The sequence below is a fragment of the Paenibacillus sp. FSL R10-2734 genome (assembly GCF_037963865.1).
GTDB lineage: Bacteria > Bacillota > Bacilli > Paenibacillales > Paenibacillaceae > Paenibacillus_AQ.
Genome location: NZ_CP150170.1, coordinates 2,331,020 through 2,353,317 on the forward strand (window position 1 = coordinate 2,331,020; position 22,298 = coordinate 2,353,317).

At 44.3% G+C, this 22,298-nt stretch carries 19 protein-coding genes; 18 read left to right on the forward strand and 1 reads right to left on the reverse strand.

Features of this window, described 5'->3' with window-relative positions:
- Window positions 1-30: 30 nt before the first annotated feature.
- Complete coding sequence (locus tag NSS67_RS10270; protein ID WP_042130273.1) at window positions 31-267, reverse strand: DUF2626 family protein; 237 nt, start codon at window positions 265-267, stop codon at window positions 31-33.
- A 345-nt stretch (window positions 268-612) separates the two neighbouring features.
- Here NSS67_RS10270 and NSS67_RS10275 point away from each other — a divergent pair, with 345 nt between their 5' ends.
- The 18 genes from NSS67_RS10275 (at window position 613) to mraY (ending at window position 22,297) form a co-directional block, all read left to right on the forward strand.
- Window positions 613-1,263: an RsfA family transcriptional regulator gene (locus NSS67_RS10275; RefSeq protein WP_339319442.1), complete on the forward strand. Its 651-nt coding sequence runs from the start codon at window positions 613-615 to the stop codon at window positions 1,261-1,263.
- Between the two features lie 164 nt (window positions 1,264-1,427).
- Window positions 1,428-2,390, forward strand: a complete 963-nt coding sequence (locus tag NSS67_RS10280) for a 2-dehydropantoate 2-reductase (protein ID WP_339319443.1) — start codon at window positions 1,428-1,430, stop codon at window positions 2,388-2,390.
- Between the two features lie 21 nt (window positions 2,391-2,411).
- Window positions 2,412-2,798, forward strand: a complete 387-nt coding sequence (locus NSS67_RS10285; protein ID WP_339319444.1) for a DUF3397 domain-containing protein — start codon at window positions 2,412-2,414, stop codon at window positions 2,796-2,798.
- A gap of 151 nt (window positions 2,799-2,949) precedes the next feature.
- Window positions 2,950-4,650 (forward strand): peptide ABC transporter substrate-binding protein, encoded by a 1,701-nt coding sequence (locus tag NSS67_RS10290; protein ID WP_339319445.1) that lies wholly within the window; start codon window positions 2,950-2,952, stop codon window positions 4,648-4,650.
- A 221-nt stretch (window positions 4,651-4,871) separates the two neighbouring features.
- Entirely contained in the window at window positions 4,872-5,804 is a 933-nt protein-coding gene (locus NSS67_RS10295; RefSeq protein WP_339320561.1) for an ABC transporter permease, read from the forward strand.
- A 3-nt stretch (window positions 5,805-5,807) separates the two neighbouring features.
- A complete protein-coding gene (locus tag NSS67_RS10300) occupies window positions 5,808-6,743 on the forward strand; it encodes an ABC transporter permease (RefSeq protein ID WP_339319446.1) in 936 nt (311 codons plus the stop codon).
- 11 nt (window positions 6,744-6,754) lie between these two features.
- Complete coding sequence (locus tag NSS67_RS10305; protein ID WP_339319447.1) at window positions 6,755-7,750, forward strand: ABC transporter ATP-binding protein; 996 nt, start codon at window positions 6,755-6,757, stop codon at window positions 7,748-7,750.
- Window positions 7,747-8,667 (forward strand): ATP-binding cassette domain-containing protein, encoded by a 921-nt coding sequence (locus tag NSS67_RS10310; protein WP_339319448.1) that lies wholly within the window; start codon window positions 7,747-7,749, stop codon window positions 8,665-8,667. Before NSS67_RS10305 ends, NSS67_RS10310 begins: the two co-directional genes overlap by 4 nt.
- Before the next feature lie 231 nt (window positions 8,668-8,898).
- Window positions 8,899-10,530 carry a bacillithiol biosynthesis cysteine-adding enzyme BshC gene (gene bshC, locus NSS67_RS10315; protein WP_339319449.1) on the forward strand — a complete coding sequence of 544 codons (1,632 nt, stop codon included), beginning with the start codon at window positions 8,899-8,901 and terminating at the stop codon, window positions 10,528-10,530.
- Window positions 10,531-10,630: 100 nt separating this feature from the next.
- Window positions 10,631-11,902: an adenosylhomocysteinase gene (locus NSS67_RS10320; RefSeq protein WP_339320562.1), complete on the forward strand. Its 1,272-nt coding sequence runs from the start codon at window positions 10,631-10,633 to the stop codon at window positions 11,900-11,902.
- A 333-nt stretch (window positions 11,903-12,235) separates the two neighbouring features.
- On the forward strand, window positions 12,236-12,673 hold the full coding sequence (gene mraZ / locus NSS67_RS10325) for a division/cell wall cluster transcriptional repressor MraZ (RefSeq protein ID WP_036683674.1): 438 nt from the start codon (window positions 12,236-12,238) through the stop codon (window positions 12,671-12,673).
- 36 nt (window positions 12,674-12,709) lie between these two features.
- Complete coding sequence (gene rsmH / locus NSS67_RS10330) at window positions 12,710-13,663, forward strand: 16S rRNA (cytosine(1402)-N(4))-methyltransferase RsmH (RefSeq protein ID WP_339319450.1); 954 nt, start codon at window positions 12,710-12,712, stop codon at window positions 13,661-13,663.
- 23 nt (window positions 13,664-13,686) lie between these two features.
- Entirely contained in the window at window positions 13,687-14,079 is a 393-nt protein-coding gene (locus NSS67_RS10335) for a septum formation initiator family protein (protein WP_339319451.1), read from the forward strand.
- Between the two features lie 44 nt (window positions 14,080-14,123).
- Window positions 14,124-16,358: a penicillin-binding transpeptidase domain-containing protein gene (locus tag NSS67_RS10340; protein ID WP_339319452.1), complete on the forward strand. Its 2,235-nt coding sequence runs from the start codon at window positions 14,124-14,126 to the stop codon at window positions 16,356-16,358.
- 80 nt (window positions 16,359-16,438) lie between these two features.
- Entirely contained in the window at window positions 16,439-18,364 is a 1,926-nt protein-coding gene (locus tag NSS67_RS10345; protein WP_339319453.1) for a stage V sporulation protein D, read from the forward strand.
- A 55-nt stretch (window positions 18,365-18,419) separates the two neighbouring features.
- Complete coding sequence (locus tag NSS67_RS10350) at window positions 18,420-19,907, forward strand: UDP-N-acetylmuramoyl-L-alanyl-D-glutamate--2,6-diaminopimelate ligase (protein ID WP_339319454.1); 1,488 nt, start codon at window positions 18,420-18,422, stop codon at window positions 19,905-19,907.
- Window positions 19,907-21,310 carry a UDP-N-acetylmuramoyl-tripeptide--D-alanyl-D-alanine ligase gene (gene murF / locus NSS67_RS10355; protein WP_339320563.1) on the forward strand — a complete coding sequence of 468 codons (1,404 nt, stop codon included), beginning with the start codon at window positions 19,907-19,909 and terminating at the stop codon, window positions 21,308-21,310. Before NSS67_RS10350 ends, murF begins: the two co-directional genes overlap by 1 nt.
- A 21-nt stretch (window positions 21,311-21,331) precedes the next feature.
- Window positions 21,332-22,297: a phospho-N-acetylmuramoyl-pentapeptide-transferase gene (gene mraY / locus NSS67_RS10360; protein WP_339319455.1), complete on the forward strand. Its 966-nt coding sequence runs from the start codon at window positions 21,332-21,334 to the stop codon at window positions 22,295-22,297.
- The last annotated feature ends 1 nt before the right edge of the window (window position 22,298 follow it).

Below are 22,298 nucleotides of genomic sequence, written 5' to 3' on the forward strand. Positions count from 1 at the left end.
ACCCCATCCGCTTCAAGAGAGTACTTCAATTTATAGTGGAAGACCCATTTGAAAGATCGTCCAATAACTGAAACCGGTGAAAGTCAAAATCATGTATGCCCAGAAAAGTAGGACATAGGTTTTTTCAGTAAACTTCAAATAACCAAGTATTACGAAAAAAGCTGTTTGTAAAAAGAAAAGCAAGGCCATTTCTGTCAGACCTCCGGCGAAAGCCATCAATCCAATAGCCAATGTGAAAAAACCTAATACCCGAAACATGCGGTCCAAGAGAGAGTCCCCCTTCCAGTATGTATCTCACGAATATTCCTTCGACTTATTATACCCGTTCAGTAAAAATGTGTAAACGAATTCATTGAAAAAAATACACTATTCTTAAAAAAATGTGATTTTTATAACTGACTTAACTGATTAAAGCTTGAAAAAAGAGAATTTATAACTTAAAGCGTATGATGTGGGCAGATAATGGAAATACAATTTAGTATCAAATAGATTCTATGAACTCTATGAGAAGCATAGAAATGGAGTAAGCAGCTTTTATCCCTATTCACTACCCGGCAGAGCTGCCGGTTATGGAGATGGTTATTTCAAGATGTTGTTAGGAGGTTTGGTTGGATGACAGCCGTTAGACAGGATGCTTGGAGTGCAGAAGATGATCTAATACTGGCAGAAGTAACTTTGCGCCACATTCGAGAGGGCAGTACACAACTTGCTGCTTTCGAAGAAGTGGGTGAGAAAATCGGCAGAACATCGGCTGCTTGCGGATTCCGCTGGAACAGCTGTGTTCGAAAAAGCTATGAAGGCGCAATCGGAATCGCTAAAGGCCAACGTCAGAAGCGAAGTTACCTAAAAAAGCAACCGTCAGTAAGAGGAGCACAGGTAGCGGGTCTAATTCTCGGGGATACCGACGAGGAATTCGGACGAGGCGAAGGATTGAGTGAGAACACATTATCCATCGATGCGGTTATACGTTTCCTGAGACAATGGAAAGGTACAATCCATGAGGCAGGACGCCAGCTGAAAATGCTGGAGAGAGATTTGCGCGAGAAGGAAGATGAATTAACAGAATTAAGATCTGAGAATGAGCGGTTGTCAAAAGAGGTTAATCTTGCTCAAAGTGACTACCGGGTAGTCAACGATGATTACAAAGCTTTAATTCAGATTATGGATCGTGCGCGTAGGCTCGCTTTCTTAAACGAAGAAGAAGAAGAAATGAAGACTCGCTTCAAAATGGATGGTAATGGAAATTTGGAACGCATTGAATAAAAGATTGGCAAACTAAAACACCCGTAAGTGGTTCGCTTTTTCAGCGCCATTTGCGGGCGTTTTGCTGTTGCTTTGTCATTCATAGAGGAGGACAACAGCGTCTCTTCTTGGTATATTAAGGCTATACTTAGAAAAATAGTGCTTGAGATCAACAGGAGGATCAGATGAAAATCGATATAATCGGTGCAGGTTCACTTGGTCTGCTTTTGGCTGGAAGGCTAATTGCGTCCGGGAATGAAGTGAGATTATGGTGTCGAGGGATAGAGCAGTGTCGGCAATTAGAGGATGAGGGCTTAACTGTAAGCTATGATGATGGCCGCGATTCGATTTCGATTTCGGGGGATCGATTTGCGTCCGCAGCAATAGAGGGGTTTGCAGTTGCTTATCTTCATGAGCCAAGTGATTGGATAATAGTGACGGTTAAGCAAGATATACTACATAATGTTTTGCCTGAATTTCTATCCTCCCTTAAGAAAGAACAGGTACACATCATTTGTTTTCAGAATGGAATAGGGCATATGGAGATGCTCAAGGGCTTGTTGCCGAAAGCTAATTTATATGCTGCCGTAACAACAGAAGCTGCGAAGCGCAAATCTTTAACCGAGGTCATTCATGCAGGTGCGGGTGAGGTGTGGATAGGGGAATGGAGCTTAAGGGATGGACAAGCTCCTATCATACATACCGATTTACAAGCGAATTATTTAATAGAAGTCCTCAATATGGCAGGATTCTCTGCCTTTTTGTCGAATGAAGTGGATACCATGATTTACCGGAAGCTCTTAATCAATGCCGTTATTAATCCTCTAACGGCGATTTGGCGCATTCCAAATGGTGAACTGCTTGCATCGGAAGAGCGTCTGCAGTTAATGAAAGAACTATTTAGAGAAGCTACTATGGTCTATGATGCCTGCGGAGTTACTTATGATGATGATGCATGGGACAATATCCTTGAAGTGTGTAGGCTGACGGCTGGTAATATTTCATCAATGCTGGCGGATGTTCTTGCTTCGAGAACCACAGAAATTCGCTGGATCAATGGAAGTCTTGTAGAAATGGCAGAACGAACTGGAACATTGGTTCCTTTACATCGCTGGATCTGCCAAATAGTAGAGGGAATAAAGGTATGATCTCGGAGGAGAGGTGAAGCTATGGGATTGCTGATGGATTCGGTCGGTGCTTTAAGCTTGATTCCAATAATACCGTTTTTAATTGTTTATTTCATTGGAAGAGGCTTAAAAAAAGATAAAAAGAAAACTTTTATGCTCGCTATGGACGTGACCACATTTTTTTTATTATTATCGGTTTCCGCATTGTTTAATAACTTGTTTAATAACGGTTTTGGGTTTTATCTTATACTACTTATTGTATTAATATCCACTGGATTGATTGGCGGCGCTCAGAATCGACTGAAAGGAAAAGTAGATGGGAAGCGGTTATTTCGGGCAGTTTGGAGACTTTCCTTCTTTTTTATGAGCGTCGGATATTTATTATTTATGTTTGTAGGGCTAATTAAGTACATATCACAAGCGATGTAATGTTCCATTGCTCCGGTAAAGCGGCAATGTCACAAAAGTTTAAAGTTTTAATAAAAAAAGATTTTTCTGAAAACATACCACTAGATTTTTTTGACCACTGGTTGTATAATCATAAACCATATACCACATTCTATTTAGGGGGAACTGCTAGATGAAAAAGAATAAAAGTCTATTGCTAATGATTGCATTAGTACTTGTTATCGGCACAGTGCTTGCTGGCTGCGGCGGAAACAATGCAAACAGCAGCAATAAAGGTAACACTGGTAACACGGCAACTGGTAATGCGGCTACAGAAGAGAAATTGGCTGCAGACCAAACTTTGAGAATCAACCTAAGTGCTGAGCCTCCTACGTTTGACCCAGGATTGGCACAAGATAGCCAAGCTAACACAGTCCTGAAGACTATGTATGAAGGTTTGACTCGCATGAATGATGAAACTGGTCAAGCTGAACCAGGTGTTGCTGAAAGCTGGGATATTTCCGCTGACGGTCTGGTATATACTTTCAAACTCCGTGACTCACAATGGAGCAACGGCGATCCTGTAACAACAGAAGACTTCGTTCGCGCTTGGAAACGCGTGCTCGATCCTGCTGCTGCATCCGCTGCACCTTACGCTTATCAATTGTATTACATCAAAAACGCAGAAAAGTTTTTCAACAAGGAAATTACCGATTTCAGTCAAGTTGGTATCAAAGCGGTTGATGAGAAAACTCTAGAAGTTACTCTTGAAGCGCCAACTCCTTACTTCCTTGGATTGCTTTCCTTCTATACTTATTACCCAGTACACAAATCCATTGAGGGTAATCCTAAATGGGCAACTAAAAAAGAATCTATGATCGTTAACGGTGCTTTCACTCTTACTGAGTGGACTACTGGACAAACTCTTGTTGTAACTAAAAATGATAAATACTGGGATAAAGATGCTGTTAAACTTAGCGCTATCGACTTCTCTCTTGTAAACAGTGGTGCAACTGAACTACTCAGCTACAAGAACGGTGAATACGATCGTGCAGGTGGACCAACTGGTGAAATTCCATCAGAACAAATTCCAATCGTAGAAAAAGAACTTCCTAATGAATTCAGCCGTAAAGGTATTGCTTCCGTATACTACTACGAATTCAATATCACTGAAAAACCTTTCACTAACGCTAAAATCCGTAAAGCTCTTGCAATGTCGATTAACCGTCAAGCTTTGATTGACAATGTTGTACAAGGCGGACAATTCCCAGCATTTGGTTATGTACCTCCAGGTATCGCAGGTGCTGATGGTGAATACCGTACAGCAGTTAAAGATAGCTACTTCACTGAAGATGTAGAACAAGCTAAAACATTGCTTGCTGAAGGTCTGAAAGAAGAAGGTCTTACTAAACTGCCTACATTCTCCTTGACTTACAACACAAGTGAAGGCCACAAGAAAATCGCTTTGGCGATTGCTGATATGTGGAAAAACAATCTTGGTGTTGACGTACAAACCGTTAACCAAGAGTGGGCTGTATTTATTGAAAACCGTCAAAACCTGAACTACCAAGTTGCACGTGCTGGTTGGACTGCGGATTACAATGATCCAATGACTTTCCTTGATATGTGGGTAACAGGTGGCGGTAACAATGATACTGGTTACGCTAACCCTGAGTACGACAAATTGATTGCTGAAGCTAAAGCAAGTTCTGACTTGAAATTGCGTCAAGACAAGTTTGCTGCAGCTGAGAAATTGCTCATCGAGCAAGATCAAGTATTGATTCCATTGTACTACTACACTAACAACTCCCTGACTAAAGAGTACCTTAAAGGTGTTACTCTTGACTTCAGTGGTGCAATTGACTTGACTCGTGGATACTTGCTTGAGCACTAAGATTTTGCTCTAGTAATTTAAACAGAATAGTTAGTTGACTGAAGTAACACAATACTTCGGGATATATATGTGGAACTCCATATATATCCCTTTTTTTTGTATTCACGTATTTTTGTTATTTTTTGTTATTAATAGCATATTTAGAAAATGGACAAAAATCCGTTTTTTTCATAAAATCAATATAATGCTCTCAAAAAATTGTCGGAGGAGGTGTGATGGGGATGGTTCGTTATGTCGCAAATAAATTCTTCTATATGTTGGTTTCATTATTTGTACTGATTTCAGCAACTTTTTTCTTGATGAAAGCTATTCCAGGGGATCCGTTTACTTCTGAGAAAAAAGTACCGCCAGAAATTAAAGCACGTTTGATGGAGCAATATGGTCTGGACAAGCCGCTCTCTCATCAGTATTTTAAGTATTTAGGTGATATTGTCCAAGGTGATTTGGGTGTATCCATGAAACGCCTGAATCAAGATGTAACAGATTTGATCGGTCAAACGTTTTCAGCGTCGCTGAAGCTGGGACTCGTCGCAATTGTTGTGGCGGTTATTGTTGGGGTTCTTCTCGGCATGTTAGCGGCACTCTATCACAGAAAGTTTCTTGACAGCGCCGCGATGGTGTTGGCAGTTCTGGGGATTGCGGTTCCGAGCTTTGTAGTCGCGTCATTATTACAGTATGTGTTCGCTTTCAAATTGGGTTGGGTACCGGTTTCAGGTTTTAAAGGACCAATATATTATTTCCTACCTGTAGCAGCACTCTCGGCACAGCCAATAGCATTTATAGCTCGCTTGACCCGTTCAAGTATGCTTGAAGTTCTGAATGCGGATTATATCAAAACAGCTAAGGCTAAGGGATTAAGCTGGATGGCTATTCTGAGCCGCCATGTACTTCGTAATGGTATCCTGCCTGTTGTTACTTACATGGGACCTATGACAGCTAACATCGTAACTGGTTCGGTTGTTATCGAACAGATCTTTGGTGTTGGGGGTATTGGTAAACAGTTCGTGGAAGCAATTGGTGTCCGTGACTATACCGTTATTATGGGTATAACCATTTTCTATGGTGTACTACTCATGGTTGCACGTTTCATTACTGATATCGCTTATGTACTGATAGACCCACGTATGAAATTAAGTGGAGGAAAGGAGGGCTAATGAGTGGCTACTGATAATAACTTGCTAAATCTAAAACCGGAAGATTTTCAAAAAGTCGGTGTAGATGAAAAAGAAGCTGAGGTTATCCAGCGTGAGAGTCTCTCTGCTTGGAAAGATGCTTGGCAACGGTTGCGTCAAAATAAAATGGCGATGACTGCGCTCGGTATCCTAGGTTTGATTGTTCTTGCAGCGATCATCGCACCCTTATTCTCGAAATATAACTATTACTCCAATGACTTGATGAACACCAATAAGCCCCCTTCCTCCGATCACTGGTTTGGAACGGATGATCTAGGACGTGATATCTTTGTTCGTACTTGGTACGGTGCACGGATCTCTCTGATCGTTGGTCTAGCTGCGGCAGCCATCGACTTGTTCATCGGAGTTATCTACGGAGGTATTATGGGCTTCTTCGGCGGCCGTGTAGATAATATCATGAACAAATTCTCTGAAATTTTGTATTCCATCCCTTATTTGCTAGTTGTAATTTTGCTTTTGGTCGTGCTTGAACCAAGCTTAGGCACAATCATCCTGGCCTTAACCATTACAGGCTGGATTACGATGTCGTGGATTGTACGCGGAGAAATTATGCAGCTCAAGAATCGTGAGTTCGTATTAGCTTCCCGTTCCATGGGTGCAGGTTCTGCGAGACTGTTGTTCAAGCACCTTCTGCCGAATGCAGTGGGTCCGATTATCGTAACCATTACACTTTCTGTACCAAATGCAATTTTTGCTGAGGCCTTCCTAAGCTTCTTGGGTCTTGGTGTACAAGCTCCTATCGCTTCTCTTGGATCTATGATTAACGATTCACTCACCGGTTGGTTGTACTATCCATGGCGTTTCCTGTTCCCTGCCATTCTGATCAGTTTAACCATGCTTTCTTTCAACATTTTCGGTGATGGTCTTCGTGACGCGCTTGATCCTAAGCTTAAGAAATAGGAGGGTTATGGATGGAACCTATTTTACAAGTCAAAGATTTGCATGTTTCCTTTTTTGTTAAAGGGGGAGAAGTGCAAGCTGTCCGTGGTATGAATTTTGAAATTGGCAAAGGTGAAACGGTTGCTATCGTCGGCGAGTCCGGCAGCGGTAAGAGTGTAACTGCACAATCGATTATGCGTTTGATCCCTTCCCCACCCTCTAAAGTGAAAAAGGGAGAAATTATTTTCCAAGGACAAAATCTGCTAGATAAAAGCATAAAAGAAATGGAATCCATTCGCGGTAAAGATATTGGCATGATTTTTCAAGACCCGATGACATCTTTGAACCCAACCATCAAAGTGGGCAAACAGATCACTGAAGTTTTGATTAAACATCAGAAAATGTCAGCGGCCGAAGCGAAAAAGCAAGGTATTGAGATGCTTAATTTAGTTGGTATCAAAAATGCTGAGGCTCGCTTTAACCAATATCCCCACGAATTCTCAGGCGGTATGCGTCAGCGTGTGATGATTGCAATCGCGCTAGCCTGCCGTCCGGCTTTGCTCATAGCGGATGAGCCTACAACGGCTCTTGACGTAACCATTCAGGCGCAGATCATGGAAGTTATGAGAGAGATGCAGCAAAAACTAGGTACCTCCATCATTTTGATTACCCATGATCTTGGTGTAGTTGCCGGTATGTGTGATCGGGTTATCGTAATGTATGCAGGTGAAGTTGTGGAGACCGGAACAAGATGGGAAATCTTTAAGAATCCACAGCATCCATATACCAAAGGTCTGCTGCGCTCGATGCCGCGTCTGGACCAAAAGAAAGGCGAGCCGCTTATTCCGATCATCGGCACACCGCCAGATCTGATCAAGCCGCCGATCGGATGTCCGTTCACCGCGCGTTGCAACGAAGCAATGCATGTTTGCGAACAAATCGATCCCGGCGCCACAGAATTCAGCGAAACGCATATGGCGCGTTGCTGGAATCTGCATTCGATGGCCAAGGAGGTGCAGTACTCTTGAGTAAGAACCTAATAGAGGTAGAAGGTCTTAAGAAATATTTCAATGTAGGTAAAGGCAAGGTTCTTAAGGCTGTTGATAATATTAACTTCACGATCCGTGAGGGCGAGACACTTGGTATGGTAGGAGAATCCGGTTGTGGTAAGACTACTGCTGGACGTACAATTCTTCGCTTGTATGAGCCAACTGCCGGAAGTGTGAAATACAATGGTACGGACATTTATAAATTGCCTTCAAACAAAATGAAAGCTATGCGCCGTGACATGCAGATGATTTTCCAAGATCCGTACGCATCGCTTAACCCGCGTTTTACGGTTTCTGATATTATCGGCGAGGCACTGGACATTCACGGAATGGCTGGTAGCCGTGCAGAGCGCAAGAAACGGATCGAAGAGCTGCTGGATATGGTTGGTCTTAACCACGATCACGCTACTCGTTATCCGCATGAATTCTCTGGTGGACAACGTCAACGTATTGGGATTGCCCGTTCGTTAGCGGTAAATCCTAAATTCATCGTTTGTGATGAGCCGATTTCCGCGCTGGATGTATCCATTCAGGCCCAGGTCGTAAACTTGCTTAAAGAATTGCAAGATCGTCTGGGATTGACTTATCTTTTCATCGCGCATGATCTGTCCATGGTTAAACATATCAGTGATCGCGTAGCTGTAATGTACTTGGGTAAAATGGTTGAGTTGGCGGAAAGTGAAGAGCTGTATGCAAATCCTATCCACCCTTATACCAAATCTCTCTTGTCAGCTATTCCAATTCCGGATCCGGAAATTGAAGTGAACAAGAAACGTATTCACTTGCATGATGAGCTTGGTAGCCCTATTTATTCTGCTAACGATAAGAGCAATGATAGTGATTTTGAATTAGTAGAAGTATCAAAAGGTCACTGGGTAAGCAAAAAATTTGCTTAAATCCATAGCGAGTATTAGACAGGCGGGAGCATTATGCTCTCGCCTCTTGTGTGTAGTGGGGATATTTAATAATCATTTTATAGGATAAGAAAATAAAACGGCTGCTCTTGCATTGCTTTTTTGCAGGTATGTAATTCTTTTGACGCGGCCCCTGACATTGGATACAATCATATAGAGTTTACGAACTTGGATTTACATATAACTGCTCAGTAGAACTGGAGGCACTAGCAAATGAATATTGTTAAGGAACCGCTGCCGGGTGGATCTGCACTCGCGCGCGACTATATAGAAAATTTCGAGAAGGTTAGTCATTTGTATGGTGGGGATTTCCGAAGTAAAGAGAGTAGAAGCATTCGTGCAGAATGGTTGGATCGTAACGAGAGTCTCCGTGCCAACCGGACACAAATTGCTGAATGTCTAAGACAATATAATGAAAAGCATAATTCACATGATGCGGTGATGGCTTCACTGGCGCTTTTGGAACAGCCGGAAACTTTAGTTGTTACTGGTGGGCAGCAAAGCGGATTATTTACAGGACCACTACTTGTAGTATATAAAGCAATGACAACCATTATGGCGGCAAAAGAAGCTGCTGAACAGCTCGGTCGACCTGTAGTCCCATTATTCTGGATTGCAGGTGAGGATCATGACTGGGATGAAGTGAATCATACGTATGTATTGAATCGTACGCAAGAGATTACGAAGGTTAAGATCGAGAAAGCAGAGGAGAAGCGCTCCTCGGTAAGTAATATTCGTGTAGAAGAGGAAAGCTGGCAGCAAGTGGTTGAACAGTTGGATAGCCTACTTCAAGACAGTGACTTCAAACCGCAGATTATGGAATTTATTCGATCTTCTTCGTTTAGAGCAGATAGTATGACGGACGCTTTTGCCAAGCTGATGGGTTCATTATTTGGTAAATATGGTCTGATCCTGCTTGATTCTGCTGATCCTAATCTACGTAAGTTAGAAGAGCCATTTTTTACTTCGTTAATTATGCAGAATGATGCACTGGAAACAGCGTATATGAATTCTGCTTCTGATATCGTAAATGCTGGGTATGAGCTTCAAGCTGACGTTACGGCTGGCAATGCCAACCTCTTTTATATTCATGAAGGTGTACGGTTATTGCTTCACAAGAAGGATGGCAGCTTTGCCGATCGCAAGGGCCAGGTATCGTTCACTCGTGATGAATTACTTGAGGAAGTGAAGGCACATCCGGAACGCTTCAGCAATAACGTACTGACACGCCCGCTTATACAGGATTATGTGTTGCCAGTTCTAGCGACAGTGCTAGGTCAAGGTGAGATTGCTTATTGGGCCATTCCACATCGTGCGTTTGAGACCAGTGGGGGACAAATGCCTTTGATTATCCCTAGAATGTCTTTCACAGTGGTAGAAGGTACGCTGCACAAACACATGGATAAATATCAGCTGAGCTTTGAGGATGTAAGGCAGGGACTAGATCGTAAAAGACATGAATGGTTGGCCGCACAGGATGAACTGGGGATCGAACGTCGTTTTGAGGAAACTAAAGCTTCCTTCATAGCCATGTACGAACCGCTAATCGAGCAGCTTGGTTCCATACAGGCAGGTCTCCTTAAATTAGGAAGTAACAATAAAGAGAAGATTGTAGATCAGATTACTTTTTTACAAGCGAAAGCCCAAGATGCTATGGCAAAACAGAATGAAGCTGCAATCCGTCAATGGGAGCGAATCGAGCTGTCGTTAATGCCACTGGGTAAACTGCAAGAAAGAGTGTACAATATCATGTATTACTTGAACCGCTACGGACTTCCATGGTTAGATGAGCTGATGGCTATTGAACCGGATTATAGTGGGACGCATCGTATCATTTATATGTAGAAAAGTATAGCTCCACAAAACTTGGATTATGCTTACGAAGCGAGTTTTATTGCGAAGTAAAACATAGAAGTATAGCTTCAAAAAACTTTTAGGAGGTTTCATTATGAGTTCATCTAAACAAAATAGTATCGTGGCTGATATGTCACTTGCACCCGAAGGACACCTGAAAATTGACTGGGTTCGTCAACATATGCCGGTATTGAACCGTATTCGTGAGCAGTTCGAAGCTGAACAGCCTTTCAAAGGCCTAAAGGTTTCAATCACACTTCACTTGGAAGCTAAAACCGCTTATCTAGCGAAGGTTGTCAAGGCAGGCGGTGCAGAAGTAACGATTACCGGATCGAATCCACTTTCTACACAGGATGATGTATGTGCGGCACTTGTGGAGGATGGAATCACAGTATTCGCTAAGTACAACCCGTCTCCCGAAGAGTTTAAAGCTCTTAACATTAAGGCGCTGGAAAGCAAACCTGATTTGATCATTGATGACGGTGGGGATTTTGCAACATTGCTGCATTCGGAGCGTCCTGATCTGATGGAGAATATTCGCGGGGGAGCAGAAGAAACAACTACCGGCATTATTCGTCTAAAAGCTCTTCAAAAGCAGGGTGTGCTGAAGTTCCCAATGGTCGCAGTAAATGATGCTTATTGCAAATATTTGTTTGATAACCGTTATGGCACAGGCCAATCCGCATGGGATGGCATTATTCGGACAACTAACCTAATCGTCGCGGGCAAAACCGTAGTTGTAGTTGGATACGGCTGGTGTGGTAAAGGTGTTGCCATGCGTGCTAAAGGCTTGGGCGCAAAAGTGGTTGTCACAGAAGTGGACGCTATTAAAGCCGTTGAAGCACATATGGACGGTTTCGAAGTAATGCCAATGCTGGAAGCAGCTAAGGTCGGTAATTTCTTCGTTACAGTCACTGGTAACCGTTATGTCATTCGCGGGGAACATTATGATGTCATGAAGGATGGAGCAATCATGTGCAACGCAGGTCATTTCGACGTTGAAGTGAATAAGCCTGAATTGTCTGAAAGATCTGTATCCCAGCGTACGGTTCGCAAAAATATCGAAGAGTACCAACTTCGCGACGGCCGTAAACTATATCTGCTTGCAGAAGGCCGACTTGTAAATCTGGGTGCTGCTGATGGACACCCTGCCGAAATTATGGATACGACCTTTGCGCTGCAGGCGCTGTCGCTGAAATATGTAAATGATAATTATAAGAGCATTGGCGTAAAAGTTGAAAATGTTCCTTATGAGCTGGATGAGCAGGTAGCACGCTATAAGCTGGAAAGTTTGGGCATTAACATCGATAGTCTGACTCCAGCACAAGTGGATTATTTGGACAGCTGGAATCTGAACGATTAATTACGGAACGCACAACAATAAAGTATATTAACCAAGTGTACCTTGAACTGAAGCAACTTTTTTTTATTTAGGGCCTCCCGCAAAGTACCTGAGTTCGCATCGAAGCAAAGCCCCACTTTGTGGGGATATTTAACAAAGCCATGCAGCGGACAAGATTCCGATTGTATGGCTTTTTTCTGTGGCAAAATGTTTTTTGGGTAACGATCCATCTAAATTAGCAAAAATTTCCTTCCGCCAGAAAAAGGTTTTTGATTTTTAATGGCGAATCTATTATGCTTAAGTGGTGAAAAGTGGGGCAAAGTGGGGATTCGGGGATTAGGGGTGGGAAAAAGGATGTTCATGGGAGAGTATCAACACAGCATTGACGACAAAGGCCGAATCATTATTCCGGCTAAACTCCGTGAATTGCTTGGAACCTCTTTCGTGACGACCCGCGGCCTAGACTCCTGCCTATTTGTTTATCCCATGGAAGAATGGGCTATCATGGAACAAAAGCTAAAAAGCCTTTCACTGATGAAATCAGATGCCCGCGCATTCAGTCGCTTTTTTTTCTCAGGTGCTACAGAATGTGTTTGGGATAAGCAGGGAAGGGTAAATCTGCCGGCCAATTTAAGGCAGTATGCCAAACTGGACAAAGACTGTGTTATTCTGGGCGTTTCGAACCGGGTGGAAATCTGGAACAAAGAGCTATGGGAGCAGTACTTCGAACAGTCTGAGGAATCGTTCAACGAAATTGCCGAAAAATTGGTGGATTTCAATTTTGATCTATAAAACACAATATCGAATACTGTCCTGGAGGGATGCAGCTTGTTTCACCACATCACGGTGCTTAAAGAAGAAGCGACAGAAGGGCTGCACATCAAAAAAGACGGAATCTATGTAGATTGCACTCTCGGTGGAGCAGGTCACAGTTCACTAATTGCTTCCAAGCTTAGCGGCGAAGGCCGATTAATCTGTTTGGATCAAGACGATTGGGCTCTGGAGAACGCAAAAGAGAGGCTAGCCGAATACGGAGATAAGGTTGTTCTCATTAAGACCAATTTCCGTGATCTGGAGAGTGTACTTAAGGATGTGCCCTTTGTACCACAAAAAGATGGCATTCCCCAAGTTGATGGAGTGCTCTTTGATCTTGGCGTATCCTCTCCCCAGTTTGATGAGGGGGAGCGCGGATTTAGTTACAATCATGATGCTCCGCTGGACATGCGGATGGATCAGACAGCGCTTCTTACGGCTGCTGATATTGTGAATACGTGGTCCGAGCAGGAGATTGCCCGTGTGCTTTTCCAATATGGAGAAGAGAAGTTCTCGCGGAGAATCGCTAAGAAGATTGTTGACAGAAGAGAAGAAAGTCCTGTTAAGACCACAGGAGAATTAGCAGAGCTTATCAAGGAAGGTATTCCGGCGGCAGCACGAAGAACGGGAGGGCATCCCGCTAAACGTAGCTTTCAAGGTTTACGGATTGCTGTTAACGACGAGTTGGGTGCTTTTGAAGAAGGATTACATAGCGCAGTACGTTGCCTTGCACCAGAAGGTAGAGTATCCGTTATCACCTTTCATTCGCTAGAGGACCGAATTTGCAAGCAAATACTAAGCAGCTATTTAAGCAGATGTACATGCCCGCCTGACTTTCCGTTTTGTGTATGCGGCGCGAAAGGCACGCTTAAGTTAATCAACCGCAAACCGCTTGTGCCTTCTGAAGAAGAGCTGGAGCTTAATACTCGAGCCCGTTCAGCTAAGCTGCGCATTGCAGAAAAATTGTAATTGACGATAAAGGAGAGTCAGAGATGGCCTATACCCGCGGCAATTTAGCAGTTCAGCCCAAAAGAAAAGAAGAGGTAAACCCCCTTTACCGCGAGAAGACAAAAGTAGTTACCAAACGAAGAGTACTTCCGCTGCAAGAGAAACTTTTGTATATGCTGACGCTAGGAGTATGCGTTTTGGTGGCTATCACACTGATTTCACGTTACGTTCACATTTATGATTTGAACTTGCAGGCCCAGAAATTAGACAAGGATATTGCGACTGCTAAAAAGCAGATTTCTACGTATCAGATGGAGAAGCAGAATCTGGAGCAAAAGGTTGCCCAAAAGGCAAGAGATCTTGGCTACGTATCACCGGATGAAGATGCAACTATCTTTATTCCGGCGAGTCCGCTATCGACTGAGGGCGATAATTAGTGAGCGATTGGCAAGATCGCAATAAAAAAATGTGAGGTTCGCTTATGGTAAAGAGAATAAAACTTCGCACGCTGTTTATAGGAGGGTGTATTACCCTCTTTTTTCTTGTTTTGATGGCTAGAGTGTTCTGGATTCAAGTTGTGGAGGGTGCGGAATGGCAAGAAAAGGCCGCTACACTTTGGGCGCACACCTCGACTATCAAAGCAGAGCGAGGAACGATTTCTGACCGTAATGGGAGTGTGCTCGCGAGTGATGTCCCTGCTTATACAGTGGTTGTAAATCCGGCAGTCATTGCTGAAAAGGGAATTGGTGATGAGGTCGTTAAGGGATTGCATGAGCTACTCGGCAAGCCAGAAGATGAGCTGAAAAAGCTGATTGAAGCTAAAGACGAGGATGGCAACTACCTCAAGAATCGTGAAATTCGTAACGAAGGCTGGAAAATTGACCAGGAGCTTGCCGATAAGGTGAAAGAATTTTATGTGGCATTAGGAAAAGAACATAAAATTCAAGAGACTGGCATTGGTCTTGTTAGAGAGCAAAAACGATATTATCCTAAGGATTCGCTTGCTGCGCATATCTTAGGCTATACAGATCGAGACGGCAAGGCGATCATGGGGCTGGAAAAATCCTTAGATAAAGAGCTTAAAGGTGTCGATGGCAAGCTGCTCTATCAAAGTGACGGACAAGGGGTCAAGCTGCCGAATTCACAAGATACTTATCAACCTGTAGTAAATGGTAGTAACTTCAAACTTACAATCGACAGTACGATCCAGCATTATATTGATGAAGCTATGCAAAAGGCTTATGCGCAATATAAGCCGAAAAGTATGAGCGTAATTGCTGCTGATCCGAATACAATGGAAATTTTGGGGCTAGCGAATATGCCCACCTTTAATCCAAATGAATTTTGGAAAACAGGAGCAGAAGGCGCAGGCTTTTATAATCATGCTATTAAATCAACGTATGAACCTGGTTCTACCTTCAAAATTGTCACATTAGCGGCAGCCGTGGAGGAGAAGCTTTTTGATCCAGTTGCGACATTTTTGTCGGGGTCAATCCGGATAAAGGGATATAGTAAGGCATTGCATGATATTAATCGTGCCGGATGGGGGCAAATCAGTTTCCTAGAAGGTGTGAAGCGTTCTAGTAACGTTCTTTTCGTCAAGCTTTATGAAATGCTCGGACAAGATAGACTTTTACAGTATATTAATGATTTTGGGTTCAATGAGAAGACGGGCATCGACCTTCCAGGCGAAGCAAGTGGGGTTGTTAACCCGAATCTTTCTCGTCCGATAGAAATTGCGACACTTGCTTACGGGCATGGTAAAGTGCTAGTGACTCCGCTTCAGCAGTTGGTTGCCGTATCGGCTATCGCTAATGGTGGTAAGCTGATGACTCCATATGTGGTTAAGGAGATTACGGACCCGAATACAGGGGAGACAAAGGTTACTCAGCCTAAAGTAGTGCGTCAGGTGATTGATGAGGCAAGTGCCAAGCAAACGGGTGAATACTTGGAACAGGTAGTTGCCGACCAAGTCAAAGGAACAGGACGCCACGCTCATATAGATGGTTACCGTGTGGCAGGAAAGACAGGGACGGCGATCAAGGTTGAAGGTAAGGATTATGTAAAATCCAAAGTACTGGTCTCCTTTATTGGTTATGCGCCTGTGAATGATCCAAAAATCGCTGTTATTGTTATTATTGATGAACCAAACGTTGAGGTTGGCGGAGGTAAGGCTGCTGCTCCTGTATTTAAGGAGATTGTATCCCAGTCTCTGCAATACATGGGGGTTCCTAAATTAGCGAGTGAAACAACTAAAGATAAGAAGAATGAAAAAACGGTCAAAACAGAAGCGCCTGCGCTTCGGACCGCACCTGATTTAACGGGCAAAACGATGAAGGAAGCTAGAGAATATCTTTTGGATCAAGGGTTTGACTTTGAAGTTGTCGGTGAAGGAGCTTCTGTGGAAAGCCAATATCCAGAGGGTGGGACGAAGCTTGCTTCAGGTCAGCGTATTTATTTATTAAGCAAGCAGGGGGACAAACCCACCATTCCAAATTTGCAAGGAGAGTCGCTGCGTGATGCACTCGAGATTTTAACACTTTTAAAAGTGGAGATTGCGGTAGATGGCGAAGGATATGTCTCCGAGCAGATTGAAGGAACAAAGAATGGTAAGACATTGATTACATTGAAGCTGAAACCATTAAATGATGAGAGTGAAGATAATCCCTCATCCTTGCCTGCGGATGAGGGTACAGAATCGGAGAGTGGACCATAGGCTTGTTCTAACCCCTGTTTGTCCCGAATAGTCATGAAGATAAGAGCTCATGTCTATAGGTGAAAGCGGGGGAGAACGGAATGAAGGTTTCGAAAGTCATAACACGGCGGAGAATGCTGTGGACGCTGCTGGGACTGGCAGTGTTATTCGGTTCGCTGGTCGTGCGTCTTGCATATGTACAATTATCCCAAGGCGAGAAATTAAGTGACAAGGTTGAAGATTCCTTGCGCCGCAATATTCCTTTTACCGCCAAGCGTGGTGAAATTTTGGATCGTGAAGGAATACCGCTGGCCTATAATATCAGTACGCCTACGGTTTATGCGGTGCCCGTGCAGGTGAAGGAGAAGCAAAAGACAGCGCAGCAACTGGCTCCACTGCTTGGGATGACCGAGGAGAAGCTGGTGAGTTTGCTGTCAAAAAAATCAATGTCGGTGAAACTACAGCCCGGCGGCCGCAAAATTACGATGGAACTTGCCGCGAGCATCCGTGATTTGCAGCTGCCGGGCATCGTTGTCGCTGAGGATAGCAAAAGATATTATCCTTACGGCGATCTAGCCGCGCACATTCTAGGTTTTACAGGTATTGATAATCAAGGCATTACAGGAGTCGAGAATATATACGATAATCTGCTCAAAGGCATAGCCGGCAATATTTCTTATTTATCAGATGCAGGTGGCAGACTTATGCCTGGATCATCTGAGAAGTATTCTGCCCCTCAGGATGGACTTAATCTGCAATTGACGATTGATAAACAGGTTCAATCCATTATGGAACGTGAGCTTGATCAGGCTATGGTAAAATATCAGGCGCAGGGTGCTTGGGCAATAGCTATGAATCCGAAGAATGGTGAGATTCTGGCCATGGCTAGTAGACCGGGCTATGAACCGGGTCTATATAAGGAGTATGATCCGCAAATCTACAATCGGAATTTGCCCATTTGGATGACCTACGAACCTGGTTCGACGTTCAAAATCATAACACTCGCTGCAGCTCTGCAGGAAGGCAAGGTGGACCTGCAAAATGAACATTTCTATGATCCTGGTTTTATCGAGGTGGCGGGTGCGAAGCTGCGCTGTTGGAAAAAAGGCGGTCATGGCAGTCAAACCTTTCTGCAGGTGGTTGAGAACTCCTGTAACCCTGGGTTTGTGGCTCTAGGGCAGCGGTTGGGAAAAGAATCACTCTTCAAATATATTCGTGATTTTGGCTTCGGCAGCAAAACAGGAATTGATCTGAACGGGGAATCGAATGGTATTCTGTTCAAGCTCAGTCAAGTAGGTCCGGTAGAGCTTTCGACTACGGCCTTCGGCCAAGGGGTTTCGGTTACGCCTATTCAGCAGATTGCTGCGGTATCCGCTGCTATCAATGGTGGTAATCTCTATAAACCACATGTATCGAAAGCATGGGTTAATCCGGAAACTGGAGAAACCGTATCGGAGATAAAGCCAGAGCTTGTACGGCAAGTCATTTCGGAGGAAACGTCTAAGAAGGTGCGGGCAGCACTTGAGAGCGTAGTTGCCAAAGGCACGGGACGACCGGCTTTCATAGACGGCTACCGTGTGGGTGGTAAGACAGGTACTGCACAGAAGGTAATTAACGGACGTTATTCTCCAACGGAGCACATTGTTTCTTTTATAGGCTTTGCACCTGCGGATGATCCACAAATTGTTGTGTATACTGCGGTCGACAATCCGAAGGGGATTCAATTTGGAGGTGTTGTTGCAGCTCCAATTGTGCAGAATATTTTGGAGGACTCGCTTCACTATTTGAAAGTCCCAGAACGCAGCGACCAGCTTCCCAAAACTTATAAGTATGGGGAAACCCCGATTGTGACCGTGCCTGACCTTACAGGAGCAACAGTACAGGATATCTATGAGGATTTAAATATGAATTTTAATCTGGCGCGTTCAGGCTCCGGTAATACGGTCATCAATCAAGCTCCAAAAGCTGGAGCTAGAGTAGAGCAGGGCTCAACCATCAGGATTTATATGGGAGCTTCTAGTGAATAATGATAAAGGTATAAGGTTTCAGTTCGTATCCGAAAATGTAGAGTGAGGGATTACTATGAAAGTTAATGAATTATCTGCTTGTCTTGCTACTTCGCGTTTATATGGGGATGGGGAGGTGGAGATTACTGATCTTCAAACGGATTCCCGCCTTGTAAGTCCCGGAGATCTGTTTATCTGTTTGCCGGGTCACACCGTAGACGGACACAAGTATGCGCCGCAAGCTGTAGCCGCGGGAGCATCCGCTATCGTATGTGAGCGTAAGCTGGAGCTTGATATTCCGCAGATCGTTGTGGATGACTGCCGGTTTGCGATGTCTGTTATGTCGAATGCATTTTTTGCTTCACCTAGCAGTCGAATGAGAATGATTGGGGTTACAGGTACCAACGGCAAGACAACAACGACTTATCTTATTGAGCGGATTATGCAGGACCAAAATATGAAGACAGGTCTGATCGGAACGATTCAGATGCGCTATGACGGCAATAGCTACCCGATGTCAGGCACCACTCCAGAATCGTTAGAACTGCAGCGGTCGCTTCATGATATGGCATCTAAAGGCGTGGAGTGTTGCGTAATGGAAGTATCCTCTCATGCACTTCAGCAAGGACGTGTGAAGGGTGCGGATTTCCGTACGGCAATATTTACGAACTTAACCCAGGATCATCTGGATTATCATCATACAATGGAGGAGTATCGGGCAGCTAAAGGTCTTTTCTTTTCTAGACTTGGAAATGTAATTTCTCCTTGGAAAGAAGAACGTAAATATGCGGTGCTTAACGCTGATGATGAAGCCAGTCAATATTTTGCAGCTCAAACTGCGGCGGAAGTGATTACATATGGCATTGATAACAACGCTAATGTCCGAGCTTCGCAAATTTCGATCACTGCAAAAGGAACTTTTTTCCATGTGGATACGTTTAAGGGTGAGACGGACATTTCGCTTCGTATGGTTGGCAAGTTCAATGTCTACAATGCACTTGCAGCGATAACGGCTGCGCTGTTGGAGGGTGTGTCCCTGTCAGATATCAAGACGAGTCTTGAGACCATAGATGGTGTACCTGGACGGGTGGAATCAGTGGATGAGGGGCAAGAATATGCCGTTATCGTTGACTATGCACATACACCAGACGGGCTGGAAAATGTATTAAGAACGGTCTGCGAATTTGCTACTGGTAAAGTGTTTACTGTGTTTGGCTGCGGAGGAGACAGAGACCGCACGAAACGTCCTTTAATGGGTAAGATAGCTGCAAAATATAGCGACCTGGTATTCGTAACCTCTGACAACCCTCGGACAGAGGACCCTCAATTAATCTTGAAGGATATAGAAGCAGGACTAGTTGAGGACGGAGTCACCTCTGATCGATATCATATGATAGTTGATCGCCGAGAAGCGATTGGGAAGGCTATTGAAATGGCAAGCTCTGGCGATGTAGTATTGATTGCGGGGAAAGGTCATGAGACCTATCAACTGATTGGCGGAGTGGTACACGATTTCGATGACCGCATCGTCGCTAAAGAAGTTATAAGGGGTCGAATCTATTGATTAGAAGAACATTGGGACAAATTGCTGTGATGTGCGCAGGTGAACTTCCTGCTGCCGAAGCTGTAAATATACCCCTTACGGGCGTCGTTACCGACTCCCGTAAGATAACAACAGGCTGCCTGTTTGTCCCTCTAACGGGAGACAAATTCGATGGTCATCATTACGCTGCTAAAGCTCTTGCTGCTGGTGCTGCAGGGACCTTGTGGCAGCGTGATAAAGGTCCTGCACCCGAGGGTGGCGGAGTCATTATTGTTGAAGATACGCTAGAGGCTCTTCAGAAGCTATCCGCTGCGTATTTGAATGAGGTCGCTCCGAAGGTTGTCGCTGTTACGGGCAGCAACGGAAAAACAACGACGAAAGATATCATTATGGCCTTGCTCGAAATGCAATACAAGGTGCATAAGACAGAGGGGAACTTCAATAACCATATTGGTCTTCCGCTCACGATTCTATCCATGGCTGAGGATACAGAGATTGCTGTTCTTGAAATGGGTATGAGCTCGCGGGGAGAAATTGCTCTGCTGGCTTCTTTGGCTGCACCAGATGTTGCAGTAATTACTAATGTAGGCGAGTCGCACCTGCTACAACTGGGCTCTCGCAAGGAAATTGCTCGCGCTAAGCTGGAAATCGTCGAAGGGCTGAAGCCAGGTGGTCTGTTGATCTATAACGGTGATGAACCGCTGCTGACTGAGGTAATGCAAGAGTCCACTTTCGAGGCTACGGAGGGGATGGTATCCTTCCGTTTCGGCTTGAACGGGGATAATGATGATTATCCGACGGGGATGATGTCCCATAGTGGTGGTATGACGTTTACGTCAAGCCTTCATAAGGAACATGCTTTTACATTACCGCTGCCAGGCCAGCATAACGTTGTTAACGCGTTGGCTGCACTAGCGGTTGCTCGCCATTTTGGGGTTACGGAACAAAATGTAGAGAATGGATTAAGTAAGCTTAAGCTGACGGGCATGCGGATTGAAGTGATCCAGACTTCTTCTGGGCTTACACTTTTGAATGATGCTTATAATGCTAGTCCGACTTCTATGAAGGCGGCTATTGATGTGCTTCAAACGATGAAATGCAGTGGCAAAAAAATCGCAGTACTGGGGGACATGCTGGAACTTGGGCCGGATGAAATACAGTTTCATAAAGAAATTGGCTATTACCTTGACCCCGCAGTGACTGATTTTGTATATACCTATGGTCCATTGTCAGTTCATATTGCAGAAGCTGCAAAGGAAAGATTCGGAAACGAGCGTGTGCTGGCTTTTACGGATAAGTCAGAATTAACAGCCGTCCTTATCGAGAAATGCAGTTCTAAGGATATTGTACTGTTCAAAGGATCCAGAGGGATGAGGCTTGAGGAAGTGCTTCAGAGCCTTAATAAAGAGATCAAACAGACCTAAATAAATGGAGGGGGTGCACCCATGGATTATCAACTATTGTTATTGACTATTGCAGTTTCCTTTATCCTTGCGGTCATTGCCGCTCCGCTCTTCATTCCGCTACTGCGCAGGATGAAATTCGGACAGCAGGTGCGAGATGACGGACCGCAAACCCATCTAAAGAAAGCGGGAACGCCGACGATGGGCGGTATCGTGATCATCGTTGCCTTTACATTGGCGTATCTGAAATTTTCCGTGGTGAATAGCGATTTTTACGTACTACTTGTGGCTACGCTTGGTTTTGGACTGATCGGATTTTTGGATGATTATATCAAAATCGTATTCAAGCGTTCTTTGGGTCTTACGGCGCGTCAAAAGCTGTTCGGTCAGCTGCTGGTAGGTGCTGTGATGTGCGGTCTGCTGATTTCTGCTGGACATAGCACAAGTATCAGCGTTCCGGGGACTGATTTCAGCTTTGACTGGGGCGGCTTTTTCTACTATCCGTTCGTAATTATTATGATGATGGCAGTAACGAATGCCGTTAACTTTACCGATGGAGTAGATGGATTGCTGTCTGGTGTAAGTGCCATTGCTTTGGCAGCTTATGCAGTTGTAGCAATGCAGTCTACCTCTATTGCTGCTGGAGTGTGCGCGGCGGCAATGATCGGAGCTGTCCTCGGGTTTCTGGTCTTTAACGCCCATCCTGCTAAGGTGTTCATGGGAGATACCGGTTCGTTTGGTATTGGTGGCGCAATAGGTGCAATTGCTATTGTTACGAAGAGCGAACTGCTGTTTCTTATTATTGGCGGTGTGTTTGTCGTGGAAATGTTATCTGTCGTGATACAGGTGGTCTCTTTCAAAACCCGTGGCAAACGTGTATTCAGAATGAGCCCGATTCACCATCATTTTGAGCTTGGTGGCTGGTCGGAATGGCGAGTGGTAATTTCTTTCTGGGCGGTAAGTTTGGTATTGGCCGCTATTGGACTATTTATTAGCAAGGGGTTGTAGC

Excerpts from the sequence above, each read along its gene's own strand:
- NSS67_RS10275 (WP_339319442.1), top strand. The coding sequence starts at position 613 with ATGACAGCCGTTAGACAGGATGCTTGGAGTGCAGAAGATGATCTAATA.
- NSS67_RS10280 (WP_339319443.1), top strand. The coding sequence starts at position 1,428 with ATGAAAATCGATATAATCGGTGCAGGTTCACTTGGTCTGCTTTTGGCT.
- NSS67_RS10285 (WP_339319444.1), top strand. The coding sequence starts at position 2,412 with ATGGGATTGCTGATGGATTCGGTCGGTGCTTTAAGCTTGATTCCAATA.
- NSS67_RS10290 (WP_339319445.1), top strand. The coding sequence starts at position 2,950 with ATGAAAAAGAATAAAAGTCTATTGCTAATGATTGCATTAGTACTTGTT.
- NSS67_RS10295 (WP_339320561.1), top strand. The coding sequence starts at position 4,872 with ATGGTTCGTTATGTCGCAAATAAATTCTTCTATATGTTGGTTTCATTA.
- NSS67_RS10305 (WP_339319447.1), top strand. The coding sequence starts at position 6,755 with ATGGAACCTATTTTACAAGTCAAAGATTTGCATGTTTCCTTTTTTGTT.
- bshC (WP_339319449.1), top strand. The coding sequence starts at position 8,899 with ATGAATATTGTTAAGGAACCGCTGCCGGGTGGATCTGCACTCGCGCGC.
- mraZ (WP_036683674.1), top strand. The coding sequence starts at position 12,236 with ATGTTCATGGGAGAGTATCAACACAGCATTGACGACAAAGGCCGAATC.
- NSS67_RS10335 (WP_339319451.1), top strand. The coding sequence starts at position 13,687 with ATGGCCTATACCCGCGGCAATTTAGCAGTTCAGCCCAAAAGAAAAGAA.
- NSS67_RS10340 (WP_339319452.1), top strand. The coding sequence starts at position 14,124 with ATGGTAAAGAGAATAAAACTTCGCACGCTGTTTATAGGAGGGTGTATT.
- NSS67_RS10345 (WP_339319453.1), top strand. The coding sequence starts at position 16,439 with ATGAAGGTTTCGAAAGTCATAACACGGCGGAGAATGCTGTGGACGCTG.
- NSS67_RS10350 (WP_339319454.1), top strand. The coding sequence starts at position 18,420 with ATGAAAGTTAATGAATTATCTGCTTGTCTTGCTACTTCGCGTTTATAT.
- mraY (WP_339319455.1), top strand. The coding sequence starts at position 21,332 with ATGGATTATCAACTATTGTTATTGACTATTGCAGTTTCCTTTATCCTT.